The sequence below is a fragment of the Methylotuvimicrobium buryatense 5G genome, from assembly GCF_000341735.1.
In the GTDB taxonomy this organism is placed as follows: Bacteria; Pseudomonadota; Gammaproteobacteria; order Methylococcales; family Methylomonadaceae; genus Methylotuvimicrobium; species Methylotuvimicrobium buryatense.
The window spans coordinates 2469486-2490345 of record NZ_KB455575.1; the positions used below are offsets into that span (position 1 = coordinate 2469486).

Annotated in this window: 26 protein-coding genes; 3 read left to right on the top strand and 23 right to left on the bottom strand. The window is 46.3% G+C overall.

Going from position 1 to position 20860, the window contains the following annotated elements:
- Nucleotides 1-62: 62 nt before the first annotated feature.
- Entirely contained in the window at nt 63-1049 is a 987-nt protein-coding gene (locus METBU_RS0110860; protein WP_026130160.1) for an Rpn family recombination-promoting nuclease/putative transposase, read from the bottom strand.
- A 328-nt stretch (nt 1050-1377) separates the two neighbouring features.
- On the opposite strand from METBU_RS0110860, the gene METBU_RS28080 reads away from it, so the two are divergent.
- The 3 genes from METBU_RS28080 to METBU_RS0110875 are packed head-to-tail and all read left to right on the top strand — an operon-like array spanning nt 1378 to nt 3517.
- Nucleotides 1378-1668 (top strand): PDDEXK family nuclease, encoded by a 291-nt coding sequence (locus METBU_RS28080; protein WP_017840654.1) that lies wholly within the window; start codon nt 1378-1380, stop codon nt 1666-1668.
- Nucleotides 1669-1681: 13 nt separating this feature from the next.
- Nucleotides 1682-2692 carry a glycosyltransferase family 4 protein gene (locus METBU_RS0110870; RefSeq protein ID WP_201764854.1) on the top strand — a complete coding sequence of 337 codons (1011 nt, stop codon included), beginning with the start codon at nt 1682-1684 and terminating at the stop codon, nt 2690-2692.
- 39 nt (nt 2693-2731) lie between these two features.
- Nucleotides 2732-3517, top strand: coding sequence for a class I SAM-dependent methyltransferase (locus METBU_RS0110875; RefSeq protein ID WP_017840656.1), 786 nt, complete (start codon nt 2732-2734; stop codon nt 3515-3517).
- 153 nt (nt 3518-3670) lie between these two features.
- On the opposite strand, the gene METBU_RS23955 is transcribed toward METBU_RS0110875, so the two are convergent.
- The 22 genes from METBU_RS23955 to METBU_RS0110985 all read right to left on the bottom strand — a co-directional run bounded on the left by METBU_RS23955 (nt 3671) and on the right by METBU_RS0110985 (nt 20388).
- A complete protein-coding gene (locus METBU_RS23955; protein ID WP_138767081.1) occupies nt 3671-4828 on the bottom strand; it encodes a glycosyltransferase in 1158 nt (385 codons plus the stop codon).
- 117 nt (nt 4829-4945) lie between these two features.
- On the bottom strand, nt 4946-6091 hold the full coding sequence (locus METBU_RS25280) for a glycosyltransferase (protein WP_017840658.1): 1146 nt from the start codon (nt 6089-6091) through the stop codon (nt 4946-4948).
- Nucleotides 6092-6497: 406 nt separating this feature from the next.
- Nucleotides 6498-7817 carry a flippase gene (locus METBU_RS0110895; RefSeq protein WP_017840660.1) on the bottom strand — a complete coding sequence of 440 codons (1320 nt, stop codon included), beginning with the start codon at nt 7815-7817 and terminating at the stop codon, nt 6498-6500.
- On the bottom strand, nt 7814-9010 hold the full coding sequence (locus METBU_RS0110900) for a glycosyltransferase (protein ID WP_017840661.1): 1197 nt from the start codon (nt 9008-9010) through the stop codon (nt 7814-7816). The genes METBU_RS0110895 and METBU_RS0110900 overlap by 4 nt, the downstream gene beginning before the upstream one ends.
- Nucleotides 9010-10044: a hypothetical protein gene (locus METBU_RS0110905; RefSeq protein ID WP_040575320.1), complete on the bottom strand. Its 1035-nt coding sequence runs from the start codon at nt 10042-10044 to the stop codon at nt 9010-9012. Before METBU_RS0110905 ends, METBU_RS0110900 begins: the two co-directional genes overlap by 1 nt.
- A 22-nt stretch (nt 10045-10066) precedes the next feature.
- On the bottom strand, nt 10067-10957 hold the full coding sequence (locus METBU_RS0110910; protein ID WP_017840663.1) for a hypothetical protein: 891 nt from the start codon (nt 10955-10957) through the stop codon (nt 10067-10069).
- A gap of 252 nt (nt 10958-11209) precedes the next feature.
- On the bottom strand, nt 11210-11791 hold the full coding sequence (locus METBU_RS0110915) for an acyltransferase (protein WP_017840664.1): 582 nt from the start codon (nt 11789-11791) through the stop codon (nt 11210-11212).
- Nucleotides 11788-12750, bottom strand: coding sequence for a Gfo/Idh/MocA family oxidoreductase (locus METBU_RS0110920; protein WP_017840665.1), 963 nt, complete (start codon nt 12748-12750; stop codon nt 11788-11790). The genes METBU_RS0110915 and METBU_RS0110920 overlap by 4 nt, the downstream gene beginning before the upstream one ends.
- Before the next feature lie 14 nt (nt 12751-12764).
- The gene (locus METBU_RS0110925; protein ID WP_017840666.1) at nt 12765-12953 is read right to left on the bottom strand and encodes a hypothetical protein; all 189 of its coding nucleotides are present in this window, start codon (nt 12951-12953) and stop codon (nt 12765-12767) included.
- A 128-nt stretch (nt 12954-13081) separates the two neighbouring features.
- Nucleotides 13082-13366 carry a DUF2442 domain-containing protein gene (locus METBU_RS0110930; protein ID WP_017840667.1) on the bottom strand — a complete coding sequence of 95 codons (285 nt, stop codon included), beginning with the start codon at nt 13364-13366 and terminating at the stop codon, nt 13082-13084.
- A gap of 212 nt (nt 13367-13578) precedes the next feature.
- Nucleotides 13579-13668: a DUF4160 domain-containing protein gene (locus tag METBU_RS29220; protein WP_201764855.1), complete on the bottom strand. Its 90-nt coding sequence runs from the start codon at nt 13666-13668 to the stop codon at nt 13579-13581.
- Entirely contained in the window at nt 13638-13829 is a 192-nt protein-coding gene (locus METBU_RS28085; RefSeq protein WP_017840669.1) for a hypothetical protein, read from the bottom strand. The genes METBU_RS29220 and METBU_RS28085 overlap by 31 nt, the downstream gene beginning before the upstream one ends.
- Nucleotides 13817-13966 (bottom strand): hypothetical protein, encoded by a 150-nt coding sequence (locus METBU_RS28090; protein WP_175421660.1) that lies wholly within the window; start codon nt 13964-13966, stop codon nt 13817-13819. Before METBU_RS28090 ends, METBU_RS28085 begins: the two co-directional genes overlap by 13 nt.
- A 12-nt stretch (nt 13967-13978) precedes the next feature.
- Nucleotides 13979-14389, bottom strand: coding sequence for a type II toxin-antitoxin system VapC family toxin (locus METBU_RS0110945; RefSeq protein WP_017840670.1), 411 nt, complete (start codon nt 14387-14389; stop codon nt 13979-13981).
- Entirely contained in the window at nt 14389-14658 is a 270-nt protein-coding gene (locus METBU_RS0110950) for a hypothetical protein (RefSeq protein ID WP_017840671.1), read from the bottom strand. The genes METBU_RS0110945 and METBU_RS0110950 overlap by 1 nt, the downstream gene beginning before the upstream one ends.
- 53 nt (nt 14659-14711) lie before the next feature.
- A complete protein-coding gene (locus tag METBU_RS0110955) occupies nt 14712-15062 on the bottom strand; it encodes an ATP-binding cassette domain-containing protein (RefSeq protein ID WP_017840672.1) in 351 nt (116 codons plus the stop codon).
- A 4-nt stretch (nt 15063-15066) separates the two neighbouring features.
- On the bottom strand, nt 15067-15363 hold the full coding sequence (locus tag METBU_RS0110960; protein ID WP_138767080.1) for a hypothetical protein: 297 nt from the start codon (nt 15361-15363) through the stop codon (nt 15067-15069).
- Nucleotides 15326-15916, bottom strand: coding sequence for an ABC transporter permease (locus METBU_RS0110965; protein ID WP_026130163.1), 591 nt, complete (start codon nt 15914-15916; stop codon nt 15326-15328). Before METBU_RS0110965 ends, METBU_RS0110960 begins: the two co-directional genes overlap by 38 nt.
- Nucleotides 15917-16392: 476 nt before the next feature.
- On the bottom strand, nt 16393-17013 hold the full coding sequence (locus tag METBU_RS0110970) for a hypothetical protein (protein ID WP_017840673.1): 621 nt from the start codon (nt 17011-17013) through the stop codon (nt 16393-16395).
- A 15-nt stretch (nt 17014-17028) separates the two neighbouring features.
- The gene (locus METBU_RS28095) at nt 17029-17733 is read right to left on the bottom strand and encodes a class I SAM-dependent methyltransferase (RefSeq protein WP_174888151.1); all 705 of its coding nucleotides are present in this window, start codon (nt 17731-17733) and stop codon (nt 17029-17031) included.
- A 9-nt stretch (nt 17734-17742) separates the two neighbouring features.
- Nucleotides 17743-19011: a glycosyltransferase gene (locus METBU_RS0110980; RefSeq protein WP_235726403.1), complete on the bottom strand. Its 1269-nt coding sequence runs from the start codon at nt 19009-19011 to the stop codon at nt 17743-17745.
- A gap of 471 nt (nt 19012-19482) precedes the next feature.
- Nucleotides 19483-20388 carry a glycosyltransferase family 2 protein gene (locus METBU_RS0110985; protein WP_017840675.1) on the bottom strand — a complete coding sequence of 302 codons (906 nt, stop codon included), beginning with the start codon at nt 20386-20388 and terminating at the stop codon, nt 19483-19485.
- Between the last annotated feature and the right edge of the window lie 472 nt (nt 20389-20860).

Here is a 20860-nt window from a genome sequence, read left to right on the forward strand (position 1 = left end):
CTGGCGCGGAGGGAACGAGGAAAAGCCGACTATCTTGACACCGGTAAAAAACAAAATCGGCATTATTGCAGCAATGCATCCAAAGTATCGGCAGCAAAAATGCGCCCGGCCCACTTTTCGAGTTGTCGAGTGTCGGCTTGTTGTATGCGTTGTTCGGCCCACGCAGGCAAATCACCGTATTTCAAACGAATTTGCATGCTCAACAAGTGAGCGGCTTCTTTTCGAACGCCGCGTTTCTCGCCTATTTTTTCACCTTCCTTCATGCCTTCATTTTTCCATTGCAGGGTCCAATCGGTCATTTGTTCAGCTAACATGGCGTCTACCTCATTCAGTTCTTGATACTCAGGGATGCTGTCTTGTTTTAATTTTACGCGCAATAGACGACTTAACCAAATGGCAAAGCTTCGACGAATGTCTTGATATTGCGGCGTTTTCAGTTGTTGGTGCAAGCGCTGAACACAGGCCCGCATGTCATCCGGCGTGCGGCAATGTTCCATGGCAATCAGATGCCCGACCAGATTGTTAGGATGCTTTTGGCTGTAGTCTTTCGGGGTATCTTTTTCTTGCAATAAAAAATAACTCAGGCGCGGCGTGTAAGCGCTTAACGCGGGATGCACCGAATCAATCAAGCCGTCTATGGCTACCGGGCCTGTCCAGTCCGACGAACCATTATAAATGACGATGGGCATCACCGGCGGCAGTTTGTCGCCTTTTTTCAGGGACTGGGAGCGGATGATGTCTTGATAGAGCAGGCCCATATAGGTCATCACGCGATTGGCCATAAAATAGTCGTCGCTGGATTGAAATTCCAGCAGCAAATAGAGATACAGCCAGGTGTCTTTAAATTTCAGCCGCCAGATGCTGTCATCGTGACGCTGGCGTAAGTCATCGGTAACAAAACTGGATTTATACGGTTCCAGAGTTTTAAAGTCGATAGCGTCCAGCCAGTCGGGATGAACGAAGCCGGTGATTAAGTCTTCGACCAGGCGCGGGTGACTGAATAGCAATTTATAGCCGGTGTCGTGCTTCATTGATTTTTTAGTGCTCATGGTTTTCGCATAGGATTTCACCTGTAACATATATTGCTGATAACCCAAAAGCATAAATGAGAACTCAGAAAACTAGCACCGCCAATCAGGCTTGCACGGGGTAATCGAGAATCAGGTTTTTAAAGTTTTGATCGTGCATGAATCCAATAGCTTGAGTCAACGCTTCAATTATCGTTAACTATCGATTTCAAGCGAAATGATTTCAGCCATAACTATAGCCACTATTGAATACCCTTGCATCCACTTTCTATTTTTGATTACTCTGGAGCGACCTAAAACGATCTAGTGCAATTCCGCTCTATGTGAGCGAAACAAAAACGACATTACGTTGAATGTTGAAGAGTTCTTGGTTGCCGAGATCAAACATAAACTCATCGACGGTCATATCCCTACCATGAAGGGAAGGAGAGGCAATCATAACCGCATTGCCGAAAATATCTATACAAACAGAATTCAGCAATCATCTAAAAAATCAACCCTATTTCACCGAAACTCCGGCCATCATCGTCGCAGTACTACCAAAAACGACCCGGTGCAGCAACTGAAAATAGACATTGAAGAGACATACGAAAAGTGCGATAAATTACAATTTAACCCAATAATATTATCGATCTATTAAAATGAAAATATGGATGCCTTACATCGCCGCAGGTAGCGGGTCGGATATTTCAACTCACTATCTAGCAGCCGGCTTAAAAAAATTTGGGTGTGAGGTAATAAAGCAGTCATTCAATCGCTATTTTGAATTCGCTCCGTGGTTACTCAAGCGAGTAACGCCACCAGCCGATACCGATATTGTCTTAACAAACAGCTGGAATGGGTTCGCTTTTATACGCCACGGTGCCCGCATGGTAACTGTGGATAGACTGTTTGTACTTGACCCAGCTTTAGAGCCCTATAAAAGTAAGCTACAGCGTTATTATCACCAATACCTCGTACGCCATTTCGTGCGCCAAAGTCTAAATCATGCCGATGCAGTTGTAGCCGTTAGCCATTACACTGCGGATATTTTAGCTCGCACTCTGCAGTGCTCCCGACCACACGTCATCGTTAATGCGATAGACACCGACTTTTTTTCTCCACCGCCCTCAAATAAAGAACCGTTGCTAAATCGCCCGGTTCGCTTGCTTTATGTGGGCAACTTATCCGCTCGTAAAGGTACAGATCTACTGGCTCCAATTGCCCGTGTGCTCGGCAGCAGGTACGAGCTTCGTTATACATCAGGGTTACGCCTTGCTAAAAACTTTACCAACAGCCCGCCTAACTTGCTACCTATCGGGCGCCTTAACCAAGAACAGGTTCGCGAGGCTTACCGACAAGCAGACTTGTTGATTTTTCCGTCGCGCGGCGAAGGTTTGCCTAGAGCAGTCATGGAAGCGATGGCTTGCGGCACGCCTGTGGTAGCTGCCAATGTCTCCTCACTCCCTGAAGCAGTATCGGATCATGTCGGTCGTCTTTGCCCTGTTGATGATGTCATGGGCTTTGTGAATGCAATACATGAATTGACTCAAGACCCGATTGCTTTAAATAATATGAGCATGAATGCACGCTCTCATGCAGAACAACATTTTAATCTGAATAGAATGATAGAAGAGTATGTTGTTTTGTTTGAGCAGGTCTTACAAAAATCGAAAAATTCTTGACCGTTTTCATGTGTCGTCCAAATAATCAAGGGGGCCATTTTGAGCATTAAGCATCAAAATTACATACAAAACATTTTTTCCATTCTTGATGATATTGGCCGTAAAGCAAGTTTCGATAATGCAATTATCGATTTTGGATGCGGCACTGGCCAAACAGTAAAATTGTTACTTCAGAAAGGCTACCGTAACACTGTTGGTTTCGATATAGATCCTGAGAGAATCGAAATAGCCAAAAAAAGTGTCACTCCCGAGCATCAGAGCTGTTTTCATACCATTAATATATGTCCCTATCATTTGCCAATACAAGACGACTCTGTAGACTTTTTATTCAGCAGCCAAGTTCTAGAACATGTCGAAGTACTTGATGAAGTTTTTTCCGAATTGTCTCGAATAATGAAATCGGACGCAATTAGTGTGCATATTTTTCCTCCCAAGTTCAGACTACTGGAAACCCACACCCATGTTCCCTTTGGAAACACTTTTAGATCAACAGGATGGCATCGACTATGGATTTTACTTGGGTTTAGACAAACACTAACGGAACACCTGTCTTCTACACAATGCGCACAAGCCCATTTAGCCTATCTCCGTAAAAGAACATTTTACCGCACTGAAAAAGAAATTATCGCCATTGCAAACCGTCATGATCTAAAGGCCTATTTTCTAAATGGATTAAAATATTCGCATAATCTAAGAGTTTTACAGCCCATGGCCCCATTCAAGTTAACCAAGTTCTTTTATAGTTCATTTATATCTAAACTTTTAGTATTAGAGCCCGACAACAATAAACAGAATTCGTCATTGCGCGCTGATTTTGGCTCATAGATATTCGGTATGTTCCCAAATTTTCGTAAGAAACGACTCCGTTTACCAACCGACAGCTAATAAAAATCAATTTGATTCAAGTTATTTTTAATACGGTAATTTATGAGTAATGCGCATAATCCAGTCGTTTGTTCATACGGACTTTAAATTCGACTACTGATGATTCGGTACCGACAGCAACAACTCCAAATACGCATTTGCCGCTTTATCGACCGTAAAATCCTCGGCGTGGGCTTTTAATTGCTCGGGAGGCACAAAAAACTCCCCTTTCAAACTCTTTACGATGGCATTACCAAGCGCATCGATATCGCCTACCGGCACCAATTGCCCATAACGCCCTTCTTCCAATATTTCGGCGGGTCCGCTTGGGCAATCTGTAGCGACTATCTGGGTACCGGCCGCCATCGCCTCAATCAACACGCCGGGTAAACCTTCGGTCCTGGAAGATAAAACCAAGACAGCCGCTTTATTCATCCAAGGCAAAGGATTAGCCTGAAAGCCCGGACAATGAACACATGCATGCAAGTCATAATCGCTAATCATCTTATCAATGACTGATATTAACGGCCCGTCGCCCAAAAGCACCAAGCGCGCTTGCACCTGCTTGACTACCTGAGCGAAGGCGGGAAGCAAAATGTCCAAGCCTTTTAATTTTACGAATCGCCCGGCGAAAACAACCCAGGGCCGATCGTCGGGTATGTCTTGAATAGGCAGATCTTCAGCTAAAAGCTCCTGTGTCTGCGGCGTGACGACAGGATTGTAAACCACATGAAGGCGTTCACGCGAAACCGGCAAATACCGGCTAAAATCCTGTGCGACGCCCTTGGAAACAGCAATTACGGCTCGTAAATCCGTACAATATCGGCGTAAAAGAGACATCACCAGGCGTTCTTTCAAACGCTTGAAAATTCCGGTGAATTGTTGCTGCGTGGATATATGATTATGCACGCTCATCACAATCGGCGTCGTCAAACGCAACCGGCGAGTCACCCATAACGCGACCAAAGCAATATCATTCGGCGCCGCCAAAATATGCGTCGGTTTGCGCCGCCTGAGATAACGCCACAGACCGACAGGCAGCCAATAACTACTATGTCGCGCCAGTTCGAATACGCGGACTGATTCCGGCAGATCCCGACATAGCGGGCCTTTGAACTGACTTACCAATAAATCGACCTCAAACCCTTTTTGCCTAAATGCCTCAATCAAATAAATATGCACGCGCTCCATTCCTCCGCCGGCCAAGGTCGGTATCATTACGGCCAGTCTTATATTTGTTTGTTCAACGGACATTGAATTTAAATCTATCATTGAATTATTGTTGATCGAAATCGGTATAGCCCGAATGCAACCAAACGGAATCCGAAAATTTCGGGGCACCGAACTTCCCGTATTCCGCTTCGCTGCATACGGGCTACGCGGAACGCTTTAGCCTATTAAACGATCGGGTTTCGGCTTGTTCGGGTTCGTTTCTTGCGGATTTAATAGCTCTTCATACACCCATGTCTTTACCGAAAAATCGAGATAATGCCGGGCGAACTCGTGCGCATGACTTGGAGTAAAACCATTTTTTCGCAAACCGGCATACCATGTCAGCATGTCCGGTATAGATAACGGCGAATCATCCGCCGCAGCTTTAAATACAAACGCCGCACCCTCATCAATATCGACGTCCGTATAAGAAAAAATCACAGGCAAGCCCATTGCCAAATATTCACGGGTTTTTAGCGGCGATGCAAGGGTAAGATTTTTTCGATGACAGCCAAGAGGCGACACGCCTACATGCGAACTCACAAACAACTCAATCAACTTATCACCGACTTGAAAACCGTTGAAATGGACATAATCAGTAACAGCCACCTCATCGACCAGCGCTTCCAACTTCGCTTTTTCAGGCCCATCGCCGACGATCCGGAAAACGACAATCGGACCGGAATGCAGACTTGCCTGACGATCCGCTTCGTAGGCGGCAATACCTTTAATGACGCGATCGAAGCCATGCCAAAAAAAAAGTTTAGCGACACCAATCAGCACCAACTCGTCGCCGGAATAAGCGGCATGATTTTTAACGCAAACCGCTTGTGTATCGAAACCGTTTCCCGCCAATACTGTTTTGTCTTTTAATCCCAGCATAAACCAAGGATGCTCGCGTCCATACTGAATAATCCGATGCGCAACCCAATGCGACCATGGCAGACTTAAAACCAACAAGATCATGCGCATCAAAGCGCCGCCGAGACACGTTCTTTGCCCCCAAATCTCGAAGAGTCCATTTGCAACGGGTGTCGGGATATCGATGACAACTTTCGCGCCTTTTTTTCTTGCGGCCATGAGCGCCGTCACCAGAATAAGCGAGTAGTAACCGCAACCACGCAAAATGATCAAATCCGCATCCAGGCGCAGTAATTTTTCTCGAAGCTGCATGACACCGCGCCAACCGTCTTCGGTACCCCAAAAAATCTCGCACTGGTAACCTTTCCTCGTCAACGCCTGCATCGTGGATTCGATTTTAGTAACAACCCCAACATCCTTACGCCGATCGATAGCCGCGAGATAACAAATTTTGAGGCTCATTCCGCTTTTTCCTTTAACTGAAGTCTACTACACTCACTGCGCTGCCACACCGTCCGAAACGATCCAACTCGGGCGATGACACGGAGTAGCGGCACGCAGGACCACAATCGCTCTGTAACGTTTCGCTGCTGAAATCGAACGCACCCATTTCGGCATTCGCGAACACTCTTGCGCGCTTGATCAGAGAAAGCGTCCGCATGCGTAGCGGGTAACGTTGGCGCAAGTCATAAAGGCAGAATTGCCGAGTGGCGACGTGTATTTCCCAGAGCAAATGCACTGACGCCCGCTAGATTGGCTGATTCTACTCGACGCCTTACGCCTCCAACACCCGCCGCAGCGACAATCCCGGCCAAAACAATGGCACATCGTAGTAAAACAATAGCAACAATGATCTGAACAAAATCGATCATAATCCCCGAATACCGTTTCGGATATAAAGGATATCCGCAGGCTTGATTATTATCGAATCAAACCAACGATTGCCTGAAAAGCGGCCATAGATCATAAGACGTAGCATTAGGTTAACCGTATAGGCCAGTGTCGTGGCAAGTGCTGCGCCAAATAAACCATAAGGCGGAATGAGTAATAGATTTCCAATGATATTAATGATTACGACAAAAATGGATGTATACATATTCAATTCCGGCCTGCCGCGCGCTGCAATGTCATTGGCAAGAATACGCGACGCAGATGTCATTACAATACCGGGCAGCAATACCCAAAGCGGGATGAGCGCCTTAACATAATCCGCACCAAAAAAAGTTCTTATTAACCAATCAGCCAATATTGCGACACCAATAGCTCCGGTTAGCGTGGCAAGCAAGACCCAACGAGTAATGAAAGGCGTCAGTTTGATTCGCCTATCTTCATTCGATGAAAGTTCTGTCAGTTTAGGTAACAATACCGTACTCACTGCCTGCGAGATAAGCCAAAGCTTTTCCGCCAAAGCAACAGCGATTACATAAATGCCAACGGCGCCGGGTCCTAAAAAAAAATTAGCCAGGAAAACATCGGCTTTGTAATTTACAAAAGCAAGGATATTACTCAAGTGCGCTTTCCAGCCATAACGAATGGTTTTACGGATAACGCTTCCCGGAAGGTCATCAGTGACTCTTTTTTCAACCAATGGCCCGAGCCAAAAGGCCGTAAATATTAAAACGACAACTTGCGAAACAACTTGCGCGGCCATCAACAACGAAATGAAACGGTTGCCGCTAACAATCAATCCTCCAACTAAAAAAAGCAGAACGGCTGGTTGAATAATTCCCAATAGGTTATAAGGACCAAAGCGTTGCAAGCCCTGAAACACGCTTAGCAAATAACTATTCAGCAGTGCTATAGGAAAAACAGCCAATGCCAACCAGAGAATAAACGGATCGATGCCGGGAAAGAGCGCTTCATTTTTCCGGTAAATCATAAACGAACCAACCACTAATCCAAGCAAACTCAACACAGCAAAGATACGCAAATTTGCGCTTATGCATTGACGAACGGTAAGCTGTTGAGATCCCAAATAATAGACGTTTGCCGAGGCCACTCCCAGATTGAGAAAACTTACTAAAAGCGATGGTAGCAACAGCGCAATCGCAAACGCGCCATTGCCTTCGGGCCCATAGACACGAGCAATAAATACAACAGTCATAAGATTTAGCAAGGCGGCAATTATTTGTCGAAAAAAGGTCGCTCCGATGTTGAACGTTAGCTTTCTTAATCCTATGTCTTTCATTGACTGGCTATTTTCGAATTACTAGATTTTGAAAGCGCGTCATGATAGACCTGACTCAGTCGCTCTATAACTGCTTGTTCGCTGTAACGCGACCGGCATCCTTCGCGAATGATTCCAGGGCTAAAATCATGGAAAACCGACCGTAATCGCTGCATGGCTTCCGCCAATGCCGCGACGTTGTCATTAGCTACCAGCACACCCTCTTTCGGTCGAATGATCGACTCCGGACCGCCGCAGCGAGTCGCGATAACAGGCTTGCCTAGTGCCAATGCTTCGATAACGACAACACCAAAGGTCTCTTGGCGACTAGACAACACAAACACATCCGAAGCCGCGATTGCGTCTGCGACTTGATCTCGCGTTAAGGCTCCTAAAAAACGCACGCGACGACCTATTCCAAGATGTTTGGCAAGCGCCTCGAGAGATTCGCGCTCAGGTCCGTCGCCACCAATATCCAAGGTCACAAGAGGAACACCACGGAAAGCGTTTGCGAAAGCCATGATGAGGTTATCAATTTTCTTGTTTTCTTTTAGAATTGCGATACTTATGAAACGAAAACAATCTCCGGTTTTTTTTTGCACCGTAAGAGGTCGTTGAAGAAACCGTGCGTCGACAATATTCGGGATTTCTTGCCAGTCGCCGTTCTCCAAACTCAGTCTGTTTTCCAAAAGCGCGCAAAAAGTTTGACTCACAGCGATACGCCGATAGGCATCACGGGCCACAACCGAGGATATCTTGAGCTGTTCAGGCGTTAACAAGTCACGCGCATACCAACTTGCATGCTCAGTCACGATATAGGGAATGCCATAATTTCGTTTGATTTCAAAAGCCAGAATGCCCGCATTGAGCATAGAATGTACATGAATGACGTCTGGAGTACCGTATTGTTCAATATAACGATCAAACAGTGCTCTTCCTTGACGCAGCCACAGCCAACGCTTGCCGCCGGGAATTAAAGGCAACCACGCCAGGCCATAAGCGCGTAGCGTTGGCAAACCCAGGTCGATCTCCTGCTCGATTCCGTATTTGCCGGTAAAGATTTTCTTCCATTTTTTTAATGGATCAAGCTTCGGGTAAATTACACCCGCTTTAAATCCGTGATTGACAAGCGCAAGGGCCTGCTCGCGGAAAAACACGCCGTTGATATCGTTGTGATGAGCAGGGTACCACGATGGGATGATGAGGATGTGCATCAAAGTCCGATTTTCATAATACTCTGAAATAAATCCCTCACGATACTCCTGGGCGTCAGGTTCTTTGGTTTGGATAGGGCTAAATAGCCAGTCATCGAATCAGAATGCGGAACATGTTTTAGTACCCATTCCTGATGCGCCTTAATTATCCGAGCTCTATTCGAAGCGACTCCGATAAAACTACGATCAATCCTGTCAATATCTGATGAATTCCGAATGGCGCTTCTATAGGTACAAAGGTGGCTATAATATCTTGCTGGCATCTTCATTGCACTTATATCGAATCGCCTTCCTCCAAGCTTTATATGACGAGATATAGTAATTGGTTTAACATCTTCATGCTCGAAATAATAATCAGAGCGGTAGCCGCGTATCGATTTTGGTGGATCGCTGGGGAGTTCGTAAAATTTTTTTAAAACGGACAAGAATATGACATCGTTTATTGCTTTTGATGCTTCAAAAGCATCTACAATATGTTTAGGGCTAAACACTTCACCATTGCACCATAAATCTCTTGGTAATTTCACGATATCCAAAAGTTCTATACAATTTTCCTTGAGTTCGATGTCTAAATTCTTCAGCAAATTAATGCTATGAAAAACAGACCACGTTCTGGTTGCCCAAGCTCGGACATCTAATTCTCCGTTTTTTTCCGCTGTCCAATACTGAAGCATTCTTGATTGCGTGAAGTCAAGAAGGTAACACACACTCAGTCCGATCTTTTCTTCTTTTGTCAACTCATCAAAAGAAGGCGGCCTATCATTACCAAAAATAATATCAATGTTGCTGGCATATATTATAAATTGGATTTCATTTTTCATTGAAATAGGCAATATCACCGGACCGTGCAAAAAAACACCATCGTTAATACCTTTAACACTCAAATTAGATTGTTTACCTCCAAGATTGGAGTCCTCTGTAATGACAATCAGATCAAGATCGGATAATCCCGGAGCGCCAATGCTGCCCATAGTGGCGACAGTCCTGACACTATCATTATTTTGAACCCGCGCCAGATAAATCTCTAACGCCATAGCGTATGAGTTTTTACTTATTCTAGTCGGCCAGTTTACGAGTTTCATCAAGAACTACCTGAAAATTAGATAAGAATTTTTTCATATGAATTAAAAAATCATTAATACATATATCTGATATTTTTTTATTTTTATAAAGATTTATTAAGATCAAGTCGACTTTGTTTTGTGGTATTTTTTCGTATATGGTGTGGTTTCGTAAAAGCTTTATCCAGTTAGGGGAAACTGGCCAGGTATTTCGAAGGTATGTTGCAATCGATAGGGTCGAATTAAATATCTCATGAAAATCTTCACTAAAACGGTGTATGGCTTGCTTCTTATTCAACAACACCCCTTTTGATTGATAATAGTAAACCGGCACCATTAAAAAGTTGCTCAACAGTTGCTTAATGGAATACATTCCAATGCCGTATCGAAAAAATAACTCCGGATTTCTGAGTCGATCAAGAGTGAGTTCTAAATGTTTTCGGCTGACAATTTTTGTATCATCTACTGAATTCGAAATAGTAAATTCCATTTCTTTGCTCGTTAGTGACCAGCAGTTATCATATGCGCAAAGTGGCAAGATTGATTCATTATAATTTGAGATATCATATTTATTTATAAAAAATGCACCATGATGTTGCAATGGGTCAACTTTTATAATTAGCTCATTAACCATTTTATTTATGGCTACTAATTGATTTGATACTGTACTTTCTTTAATGCAAAAAACATCTCCAAGAACAATGGTTATTTCAAGGTCGCTATACTCTGTGAACGAAAAATCGCCAAAGCTTCCATGTATTATTAATGTTTCATATATTGTTAAGCTCGATAAATAACTGTCCAATTCTTTTAAAGAATCTAAAAAAAATATGCTTTTTGATTGCGGTAGATTCTTAATGTCTGGGATTTTTAATGTTTTTTTCATTCAATTCCATTTACTTTTCTAGTTTGGAACAAGCTTAAACCAATCACCTTCGAATAGCCTCGTATTTTGATTCACCAAATGGCGTTGGCGCATAAATATTGAATTTAAACCATTGGTTTAGAGGTATTTATAGGTGAATCTTTGAATGCCGCTGATCATTCTAGCTAAAAACCAGAGAAGCAACGCCAGGAAAATCCTGCAACTAATTGTTTTAGAAATGCTATATTTATGCAACAACGCCTCACTAAACCCTCATGTTTCTACCACCACAACCCAATCCGCCGTCAATCGATAGCATTGACCGCTGTGCGGACAAACCGCCGTTGCTTCACCGTGCAAGGGCAAATCGAGCCTTTCGCCATATTCGCTGATCCAGCCGATCTGCCGGGCCGGTACGCCGACCATCAAGGCATAGGGTTTTACGTCCCGGTTGATCACTGCACCGGCACCGATAAAGGCAAACTCGCCGATGGTCACGCCGCAGACGATAGTGCAATTAGCGCCTAAGGTGGCGCCGCGTTTAACGAGCGTCGGACGGTATTCGTTTTTGCGCGGCACAGCAGAGCGAGGATTGTAAACATTAGTAAACACCATGCTTGGGCCGCAGAAGACCTCGTCTTCCAAGGTCACCGCATCGTAAACGCTGACGTTGTTTTGAATTTTGACATAATCGCCGATAACCGCTTGATTGCCGATATAAACATTTTGCCCCAACGAACAGTGTTTTCCGATTCGGGCACCGGCGCAAACATGCACCCAATGCCAAATGCGGGTTTGTTCGCCGATTTGCGCGCCTTCATCGATAATGGCGCTGAAATGTGCGGTATAGCTCATTTGCTTTGTTTGCTCTCTATCCGATTACAGAAAGGATGATAGTCGCTTTGCAAGCCGGCCGGTTTTTCATTACGAATCCGATAGACCATTTCCACCGCAGTACGCGCCGCATCCAAACCATAGCCTTGACCAGCCAAAATTGCCTGATAGCTCAACGTGTGCAGGTCGGTAAAACCGTCGGAAAATTCAACAGCTCGGTCGTTGACGGTAATCGACCGGTAGGTTCGTTGTCGCGTGTCTTGTTGCGCCGGGGGGAGATCTTGCGCGTTAACAGACAGAAACCAGCGTACTCGTGCGTTTTTCATTTCCAAATAGCCGGCGGCACGCTCGTGTTGATTAATGTGTACCGTGCTATTGATGCAATCGCCGAATACCCAAGCCAGCATATCGAAAAAATGGACGCCGATATTGGTAGCGATGCCGCCCGATTTTTCGACTTGTCCTTTCCAGCTCCGATGATACCAGTTGCCGCGCGAGGTAATGTAGGTAATTTCGACGTCGTGTATCCGGTCGTCCGCTTGCTGAATGTGTTCTTTGAGTTGAATGATCGCCGGGTGAAGACGCAATTGTAATATGTTGAATACTTTTTTCCCGGTTTCTTGCTCCATTTCTTGAAGTCCGTCGATGTTCCAGGGATTGAGCACCAAGGGTTTTTCGCAAATGGCGTGCGCTTGGCTGCGGAGGGCAAAGCGAGTATGAGCGTCATGCAGATAATTGGGCGAACAAATGCTGATGTAATCGACTGGACGCCCCTGCCGGCGCAATTTGTCGATATGACGGTCGAAACGTTCAAATTCAGTAAAAAAGTCGGCTTCCGGAAAATAACTGTCGATGATGCCGACACTGTCGCTCGGGTCGAGCGCGGCGACTAGCCGGTTACCGGTGTCATGAATGGCTTTCATGTGGCGCGGTGCAACAAAGCCGGCCGCGCCGATCAGGGCGAAAGTGTTTGGGTTCATAGATACTGTCGAGTTCAAAATATACGAAACATCCAGATCAAGACCTGGATCTCGTCTTTGCGTAAGTTTACGGCTTTATCGGGCAGGTGCAGCAAGTCGCGGCTAATGTCTTCGATGCCGTAAAGCATAGACCGTTTCAGCGAACGGCAGAATTTTTTGCTGACGTTTTCGACTTTGATTAATACGTCGTCTGAATTTGACATTACAACGCAGCTTTAAGAAATAAAAAGGTTGGTGCTTCGGAAACGACTTTTGCTTACTTGCATGTTTTGTTTATCTTGACCTCGGATTAGGTCAAAGATCGAAAATGGAGGTCGCATAGTGTAAAGCATCATGCCGCAGCCGTTGTGGTTGGAGGATAATGCTCGATCGTATTCCGATAAAGGTCGATAACTGGAAAACACAGATCATAATCTCCCCAAATTAATTCACCGTATTCCACTCTAAAATCTGCAAAATGGCTCGGTTCCAAATAGGCGCGAATGTCGGGGTGATGCGAGCGGGCAAGAAATGATTTGAAGTCGATTTCTTGACTGGTGTTATCGTCAAAAATGAGCCGAATACGATATTCTCCGGTTTGCGTTGCGGAGATTATATTAATGGGGGTGTCTTTCATTTGAGTCTCCGAGTGATACGTTCAGAGGTAATAGACTTATACAGTACAAAGAAGTCTATCCATTTTTGGACTATTTCTTCTGCTTTGACGGTAACAAGCTCCTGAAAAAATCGCATTTCATTAGGTTCAAGTGGTGGGCGTCCAGTAACAGCGGTATAGCTGATTTCGTGAACAACGCCATTGATCAATACGATTTCCGCTCTTGATTCGCTTCACTGACATTTGCCGTGAACATGGATAGGTTCATGCTCGTTTGCATAAAACATCACGATTAATCCGAAATACTCGTATAGTTTTGGCATGGTTTAGATGAAATGTTTATTTTAGCCATATTGCTCATTCCGGTAATGGCGCCGCTGACGTAGACATTCTCTCGACCGGTCAGTATCAGGTGAAATCCGGCACCGACTTCGATCAATGCGCCGACTTTGCCTTTTATCGTGATTTTGCCTATGTCGAGCATAGAGATGCCGGAGTATATCGAGATTGCCGGTCGCGGCTGATATCTTCGATGCCATAGAGCATAGACCGCTTCAACGAGCGGCAGAATTTTTTGCTGACGTTTTCGACTTGGATTAGTAAGTCGTCGGAGTTTGACATAGGACTATCGTGTTATTGGCTCGGCGTTTGAAATAGATTGACGGCGAGATGTTTAGCCGCTTCATTTAGGCGACTGTCATTGGTCCAAAATTCCGTACAGTGATTTTCGATAGCTGTCGCCAAGTGAAGCGCGTCGGGTGTTTTTATTTTATGTTTGATTCTCAGGTTTAACGCTCTGGTAAATATGTTGTCATCAATGGTTAGCCATTGCTGGTCGGCTAAAAAGATTTCGTAATCTTCAACGAGTGCTTGATTGCCGTCAATCGAAGGTTTTACCAGGGATTCGAGACGAACCAAAGGGGATACGCATAAAATGGCATCGAGGTTATTTGCAAGATGCTGTCGAATAAGCGCGCTGAATGGTTGAACTTCTTCCAGCAAGTAAATGACACAACACGTGTCAAGATAAACCAGTCGAGTCATCAGCCATTATTCCATTCGTCTCGAATAGCGCTAATGTGTCGTTGTACTTCTTCCGGATTGGCTTTTGGGCGACGCTGAAAACGGGGTGATGCCAAAAGTCTTAAGGCACGTGAAGCATTGCCTTTGATTTCGGCTGTTACCGCCTCGCGTTCGTTCGTATCGCTTTCTAATAAGGTGAGGAGGGCTTTGCCTTCTAACTTGAATGGGATTGCCTCCAAGGCGTGTATATGTCCGGTTGGGTCGATTTCAACGTGTATGGTTTTTAGCATGACTTTGTTCCTAAATAGCAATCAAGGATAGCAGCACCGACAACAAAACTCATTCAGCCAGTCAACATCGGGTGAAGTCCGGCAGCGACTTCGATCAATGCACCGACTTTGCCTTTGATCGTAATTTTGCCTTTGTCGGGCATAAAGATGCCGTTCAGCATTTTCAATAGCGTACTTTTTCCGGCGCCATTTCGTCCGATAATGCCTAAGCATTCGCCGCGTTTGACTTCGAAGGATACTTCGTCCTCCGCCCAGAATTCCTCTTTGCGTAGTTTGTCGGATCGATCAGGCAAGTGTAGTAGATCGCGGGTAATGTTTTCGATACCGAAAAGCATAGACCGTTTTAGCGAACAGCAGAATTTTTTGCTGACGTTTTCGACTTGGATTAAATCTTCATCCGACATGATTTTAAGCTCGTTCAGCAATTCTCGGCATGGTGATATGAAAAGTTCTCCAGCCTAGCAAAAACACACCGACACTGAAGATCGCCATGTAAGCTATCAAATCCGGCTGCATTAAAGTGTGACCGGCTAACAAGTTTTGCGTTGCAATCAAAAGCGGGCTAAACGGGTTGGCGACATTAACGATGGTGAAAGGTTCTCGGACTGGGGGCGGATAGAGAATGGGCGCCAAAAACATGCCGAAGGTCAGTACCATGCTCAGCATGTTACCCATGTCGCGTAATACCAAGTTGATGATTGCCATGATAAAGCCGGCCCCCCAAGGCCATCAGCAACACCGCAATCAATATCAAGGGAATAAAGACGCTGTGCCAGGAAGGTACAAAACCATACCAGATGAACACCACCGTTACCGGAATCAAACGTATCATGAAATCCAGCGACGCTTGGCCCATGGCCGCAAAGACCAGCGCTTCTTTGGGAAAGTTGATTTTCGTGACCAAAGACCCGGCATTGACCAAACTGTTGGTGCAACCGATCAGGCAACCGGCGAATAGTTGCCAGACGGAAATGCTCCATAAAGCATGAATAACGTAGGGCAGATCGGTCGGCCCCATGTCGAATACGCGGTGCCTTGATAAAAAAGTGAAAATGGCGACTGTGACGATTTGCGGCAGAACCGCCCAAACATAACCCAGCATCGATTGACGATAGCGGACCGAAAAGTCCCTAATGATCAATCGCCAGATCAATTCTCGACTGGCAATCAAGTCTGTGAACATCTCCTGCCAGATCCGGGTTTTATGCCCGTTTCGTCGAGCCATATAGATTTTGGTGTTATTGCTTTGTATTTTCATGCGTTATGAATTAAAGGATGTATAGCCTAGCAGGACGAGGTTTGCAACCCCGTTCTAAACGTTTTGACTTTGGCCGAAGTCAAAACGTTTAGGGCAAACCGAAACGTTGGGGACGGGTTAAATAACCCGTCCCGCAGAAGGATAGTAAAATAACCCCAGCAGTCTTTGACGACTAAAACCCGCATTTCCTTCTGGTACCTAGGGTCTTTGTTAGAACACCATACGCCGATTAGAACAGACCCGGTGTCTCGGCACAAAGCGTTTATATAGTCATTGCACTTGAGAGAACGCAGATACAGGTTTAACCGCCGGCAGGGTTTACAAACTCGTCCGCAACGCTTCCTGCCACTTGCCGTGTCCCATGATGGGTTTCCGCTTCGTTCCTACCCATCCTACGTCTGTATCGCGACATTAAGACTCTTGCGTAGGATGGGTAGAGGCGGAAGCCGAAACCCATCGTTTTAACTTGCCGAGGTTCAGAGTCGATATTCGGCTAATGGATCGGAACGGGCGTTATCGCGAAATAAACCGGAGTCGGCCTCTTCATTCATCAATACCCAGGCCACCACCTCCAGCGGGTCCTCACCCTTAGTCAATCGTTGCGTCTCCTCGCGAAATCGATCGAAAATACCGTCAAGCGGATCACCTGTCCGTAATCGCCGAGCACTATCGATAACCGCTACCGCGCGATTGAGCCGCGTTTGCATTAACCGAATCTGCTGCTGTTTGGTCTGCAGCGCTTCCACCAGAACACTTTGCAGGCGAGACGAATCGAGCCATTCCTCCCGCAATTGCCGCACCTTCTGCGCTATCGCTTCAGGTGTCGACTCGCCATCGTACAATCGATAGGTCACAAACACGCCATGCGCAATAACGACGAATAAGGTAAAAGTGCGCACTCGCACGCCGTCCGCGCTATAAACCAGTTTGCCATCGGTATCGAGATGTAAAATATCGAAATAGACCGCGATTCCCGAAGTTGCGCCGGCGATACAGTCACCCGGACGATAGGTCTCCAATATACAGTCGAAACGTTTAGTCTGGATTTCCAATTCCCGGCCATCCAGTTCGATGTTGAGCGAATCAAACATACCCATTTCAGCAGTCCTCCATCATTGCTTATTATTTGGCGTGGTCTCTGCTCGATGTAGAGCAAGTCGGATTAGGCAATAGTTGTAACCCAACATATCGCGGAGTTCCTGCGGTAGATATTGTAACAACAGTACGCGATAATGCACTTCCCAGGGCCAAAGGCGGTTCGGGGTCGCCAAATAAACCAATCCGTCCGGTTTTAAAACGCGCCCGATTTCTGCTAAATGAACATCCGCGTCCGCTACATGTTCAATGACATGGTTGCTGATCACGATATCGAAGCTCTGTGCGTCAAACGGCAACCTCTCACCGTCTAAAGGGCAAAACGAATAACCTTCGCTTTCGCTACGTTGATCGACAAAATCCACACTCGTTACATCGAAATATTGCGCAAGATAAAAAGCAATTGAACCGTTACCGGCAGCAATTCCCAATTTGGAGATCAAAAAGGGTGTGGGGTATGCTTGGCGAGGATGTCGGCAGCAGGGAGCTGCCGCCAAGCCCCCATGGATGGGTTTACGGCGTTCCTCGGCAGGCATACCCCACACCCTAAAATCGGCGAAACTGCTTAAACTGGAAATTGCTGCGTTACCGATATCGAGCAACTTGAGCGATGTGTTACCTGCCTTCCCCGCATCCTCGATAACTTTGAGTATTTTTAGGGCTTTTGCCCGGCGGGCATGATCGGCAGCGAAGCCCTTATTGATTGACTGATTTGAGTTCATTTCGGACATTTATCGGAGACTGCCGGTCAATTGCCGATACAGCGCCGAAAACCGCTCGCCTATAATAGACCAATCGTAGAGTTGCGCCCGGCTTTGCCCGGCCGTTGCCAAAGCCTGCCGTAAGTCCGAATTGACCATGAGTCGCTCGATCGCCGCTTTAAGCTCCTCCGGTTGCTCGGGGGAAATTAACAGGCCGGTTTTGAGATGCGTGATCACTTCGCTAATACCGCCGGTTTTCGTGCTAATTACAGCCGTTCCGCTCGCCATTGCCTCCAACAAAATAACGCCCTGCCCTTCGGTGTCTCCTTTGCCGTCGACGACAGACGGCGCGATGAATATATCGGCTGCGGCGTAATAGTCCGTTAAATCTTGATTAGGAATGCGGCCGTGAAATTTAACCCTGTCGGACAACCCATACCGGCACGCCAATGCTTCGAGCGAATCGCGGTCGGTGCCGTCGCCGATTATCCAAAGCTCGCTTTTATGTTTTAAATCGTCCGGCAACAAGTGCACTGCGCGAATTAAATCGGCCACGCCTTTTTTTTCAACCAACCGGCCGACGAACAGCAAAACCAAGGTATCGGAATTTAGCGCCGCTCGATGTAGGCGGGGATTTCCGGAATTGAAAGCCGGGTAATCGATACCCATCGGAATGATCACCGGCGCTTTGCCATCCTTGCCGAGCGTATTAGCCGTAGCCCGGGTATTGCTGGTCCAGGCCGAGCAATGTTTGACGGTCCATTGTTTAAGTTGGCTCAATACCGAACCTTGCAAGGCGAAGGCATCGCCGCCATGAGCAGTCACGATTACCGGTATGCGGTGGAATCGAGCCAGCGCCACGGCAACCAGTCCTTGAGGAAAAAGCCAATGCGCGTGCAGTAAATCCGGTTTGTTATGCCTTATCACGCGCCAGGTCTTAAAAAATGCCGCTGCGACAAAGAAAGGGACTTGTAACAATAAATAAGGCCGTGCGCGCATATTAGGCAATATGCCGGAACCATAGGCCAATTGCTGTCCGCTCTTGGGCCAAAAATAAACAAACCGGTGATGCCTCATCAGCTGTTGTTCAAACGTGGGATCGACAGTCGCGTCATCGGGCGAAACAATGTGCAGATCAAAACCTTGCCGGGTAATCGCTTGCGCCAGGCCGCGTAGGAATATCGACGCACTGTCGTCGGCAAAACGCGGATAACTCGACGTTAACCACAACACTTTGACTCGCTTGCAGGCTCCAGCATGGGGGGGCATTCCCATGCTGGAGCGCTCATCGTTATTCATAAATCGTAGATACCGTCTTGCCATCTTAGCTAATGCGACCTCAATACCATTTATTGCTACCTAACGCTCTTGGTTTTCCCTCACCTAGCGTTCACTGTCATTAAGTTAAGGGAAACCCGTCATTCCGCCATGGACTGGCGGAATCCAGTGCCATGGATGGCAGGCTTTTGAAGCACCTTCGAGCCTGAATGCCAGCATTACTTATTCATTAACGGCTTAACTTATCGACCCAGGATTTTTCCATTCACCCTTCGACAGGCTCAGGGCGAACGGAAAAATCCTTAACTTAATGGCAGTGACACCCTACCTACAACCTTGCCGAACGACAAGTCAAGCTAGTGCCAGGTCGCCCGCTTTTTGCACGATAGGTATACTTTATATACTTGTGTATAACGGCGAGCGGCCCTCTGTGGGAACAAGGAGGTACTGGATAACGAATACGAGAAACACGGTTTGCCTGAAATCTGTGCCTCAATCCTTTTCCGCATGGCGGTAATGCAAAGAAGAGACCTGCTCGGACAGAATTCCAATCAAAAAAATGAACAACGAGGCCAAAAACAATACCGCACTCATATTGGTAAACCGGCCGCTGGTAGAGTATGTGTATGCATAATAAGACGCTCCCGTCATAAAAACCAAGAAACTTAACGGCAAAAACAAACGCATCGGCGAAAACAGCGCACCGATCTTCATAATAATGACAAAAAACCGAATGCCGTCCCGCAATAATTTGATATGGCTTCTGCCCTCGCGTTTGCCGGCGTGAATCGGCACATAGGCCACCGGAAAACCGGAGCGGAAAAAAGCCATGGTACTGGTGGTCGGATAGGAAAAGCCGTTAGGTAATAAATATAAAAATCGCCGAAACTTATCGGCTTTAACCGCACGAAACCCCGAGGTCAAATCTTCAATCCGATACCCGGTCATAACCGACGCCAACTTGTTATAAAACGCGTTTGCGAAACGCCGCAGCCAAGACGCATGCGTTCTTACATGTCGTGCACCGACTGCCATGTCGTAACCGGCATCAAGCTTAGCCAGTAAAGCGGGGATGTCTTCCGGATCATGCTGACCATCCGCATCCATGAATACCAAGATATCGCCGCCGGCGTTTCTGGCGCCGGTTTTAATCGACGCGCCATTGCCTTGACTGTAAGGATGGCTGATTACCTTGGCGCCGGCTTTGGCTGCCAATTTAGCGGTGTTGTCGGTAGAGCCGTCATTAACGACGATAATTTCGGCATGGGGTAATAAGTGCTTCAATCGTCGTAGTACCCGTGTAATGTTGTGCGCTTCGTTTTTTGCCGGCAAAACGACGCTGATAGAATTGACTCGCTCCATCTTTACAGCATAGGAATGCATGCTCAACTTATCCATACCGAATCACCGTTAGTATTAATCGCTCCCACGCTCCAGCGTGAAAATGCATACCGTACTTACCCATACCGAGTCACCGTCAATAGTCCTACTTGTTCCACATAATCTCTGGTACCGGAATGCCGCCGATGTTCCGGTTGGTCGACAAAGCCTCATTTTACCGAATTCATATGAAAATATTTAATTTTTCCTGATTAGCAAGATGCTTCAGCTTGCCGAAGCCAACTGTCCGAGCAGTGACCAGTCGTAGACACTTCTGCGGGACGGGTTAAATAACCCGTCCCGCAGAAGGATGAATGATTTGGTAACGGCTTTTGCCCATCGCTTAGCTCCGCATGCATTCCCACGGGAGCGTCAACACCATTAAGTTAAGCCGTCATAAAAAAAAGTAATTCTTGCATTCAGGCTCTAATGTACTTAAAAGCTTGCCATCCATGGCACTGGATTCCGCCAGTCCATGGCGGAATGACGG

What these genes read in the sequence shown, in the direction of transcription:
- METBU_RS0110860 (WP_026130160.1), bottom strand. Translation starts at nt 1,049, where the DNA reads ATGAGCACTAAAAAATCAATGAAGCACGACACCGGCTATAAATTGCTA.
- METBU_RS0110870 (WP_201764854.1), top strand. Translation starts at nt 1,682, where the DNA reads ATGCCTTACATCGCCGCAGGTAGCGGGTCGGATATTTCAACTCACTAT.
- METBU_RS23955 (WP_138767081.1), bottom strand. Translation starts at nt 4,828, where the DNA reads ATGATAGATTTAAATTCAATGTCCGTTGAACAAACAAATATAAGACTG.
- METBU_RS25280 (WP_017840658.1), bottom strand. Translation starts at nt 6,091, where the DNA reads ATGAGCCTCAAAATTTGTTATCTCGCGGCTATCGATCGGCGTAAGGAT.
- METBU_RS0110895 (WP_017840660.1), bottom strand. Translation starts at nt 7,817, where the DNA reads ATGAAAGACATAGGATTAAGAAAGCTAACGTTCAACATCGGAGCGACC.
- METBU_RS0110900 (WP_017840661.1), bottom strand. Translation starts at nt 9,010, where the DNA reads ATGCACATCCTCATCATCCCATCGTGGTACCCTGCTCATCACAACGAT.
- METBU_RS0110905 (WP_040575320.1), bottom strand. Translation starts at nt 10,044, where the DNA reads ATGGCGTTAGAGATTTATCTGGCGCGGGTTCAAAATAATGATAGTGTC.
- METBU_RS0110910 (WP_017840663.1), bottom strand. Translation starts at nt 10,957, where the DNA reads ATGAAAAAAACATTAAAAATCCCAGACATTAAGAATCTACCGCAATCA.
- METBU_RS0110915 (WP_017840664.1), bottom strand. Translation starts at nt 11,791, where the DNA reads ATGAGCTATACCGCACATTTCAGCGCCATTATCGATGAAGGCGCGCAA.
- METBU_RS0110920 (WP_017840665.1), bottom strand. Translation starts at nt 12,750, where the DNA reads ATGAACCCAAACACTTTCGCCCTGATCGGCGCGGCCGGCTTTGTTGCA.
- METBU_RS0110925 (WP_017840666.1), bottom strand. Translation starts at nt 12,953, where the DNA reads ATGTCAAATTCAGACGACGTATTAATCAAAGTCGAAAACGTCAGCAAA.
- METBU_RS0110930 (WP_017840667.1), bottom strand. Translation starts at nt 13,366, where the DNA reads ATGAAAGACACCCCCATTAATATAATCTCCGCAACGCAAACCGGAGAA.
- METBU_RS29220 (WP_201764855.1), bottom strand. Translation starts at nt 13,668, where the DNA reads ATGCCAAAACTATACGAGTATTTCGGATTAATCGTGATGTTTTATGCA.
- METBU_RS28085 (WP_017840669.1), bottom strand. Translation starts at nt 13,829, where the DNA reads ATGCTCGACATAGGCAAAATCACGATAAAAGGCAAAGTCGGCGCATTG.
- METBU_RS28090 (WP_175421660.1), bottom strand. Translation starts at nt 13,966, where the DNA reads ATGTCAAACTCCGACGACTTACTAATCCAAGTCGAAAACGTCAGCAAA.
- METBU_RS0110945 (WP_017840670.1), bottom strand. Translation starts at nt 14,389, where the DNA reads ATGACTCGACTGGTTTATCTTGACACGTGTTGTGTCATTTACTTGCTG.
- METBU_RS0110950 (WP_017840671.1), bottom strand. Translation starts at nt 14,658, where the DNA reads ATGCTAAAAACCATACACGTTGAAATCGACCCAACCGGACATATACAC.
- METBU_RS0110955 (WP_017840672.1), bottom strand. Translation starts at nt 15,062, where the DNA reads ATGTCGGATGAAGATTTAATCCAAGTCGAAAACGTCAGCAAAAAATTC.
- METBU_RS0110960 (WP_138767080.1), bottom strand. Translation starts at nt 15,363, where the DNA reads ATGGCAATCATCAACTTGGTATTACGCGACATGGGTAACATGCTGAGC.
- METBU_RS0110965 (WP_026130163.1), bottom strand. Translation starts at nt 15,916, where the DNA reads ATGAAAATACAAAGCAATAACACCAAAATCTATATGGCTCGACGAAAC.
- METBU_RS0110970 (WP_017840673.1), bottom strand. Translation starts at nt 17,013, where the DNA reads ATGGGTATGTTTGATTCGCTCAACATCGAACTGGATGGCCGGGAATTG.
- METBU_RS28095 (WP_174888151.1), bottom strand. Translation starts at nt 17,733, where the DNA reads ATGAACTCAAATCAGTCAATCAATAAGGGCTTCGCTGCCGATCATGCC.
- METBU_RS0110980 (WP_235726403.1), bottom strand. Translation starts at nt 19,011, where the DNA reads ATGAATAACGATGAGCGCTCCAGCATGGGAATGCCCCCCCATGCTGGA.
- METBU_RS0110985 (WP_017840675.1), bottom strand. Translation starts at nt 20,388, where the DNA reads ATGGATAAGTTGAGCATGCATTCCTATGCTGTAAAGATGGAGCGAGTC.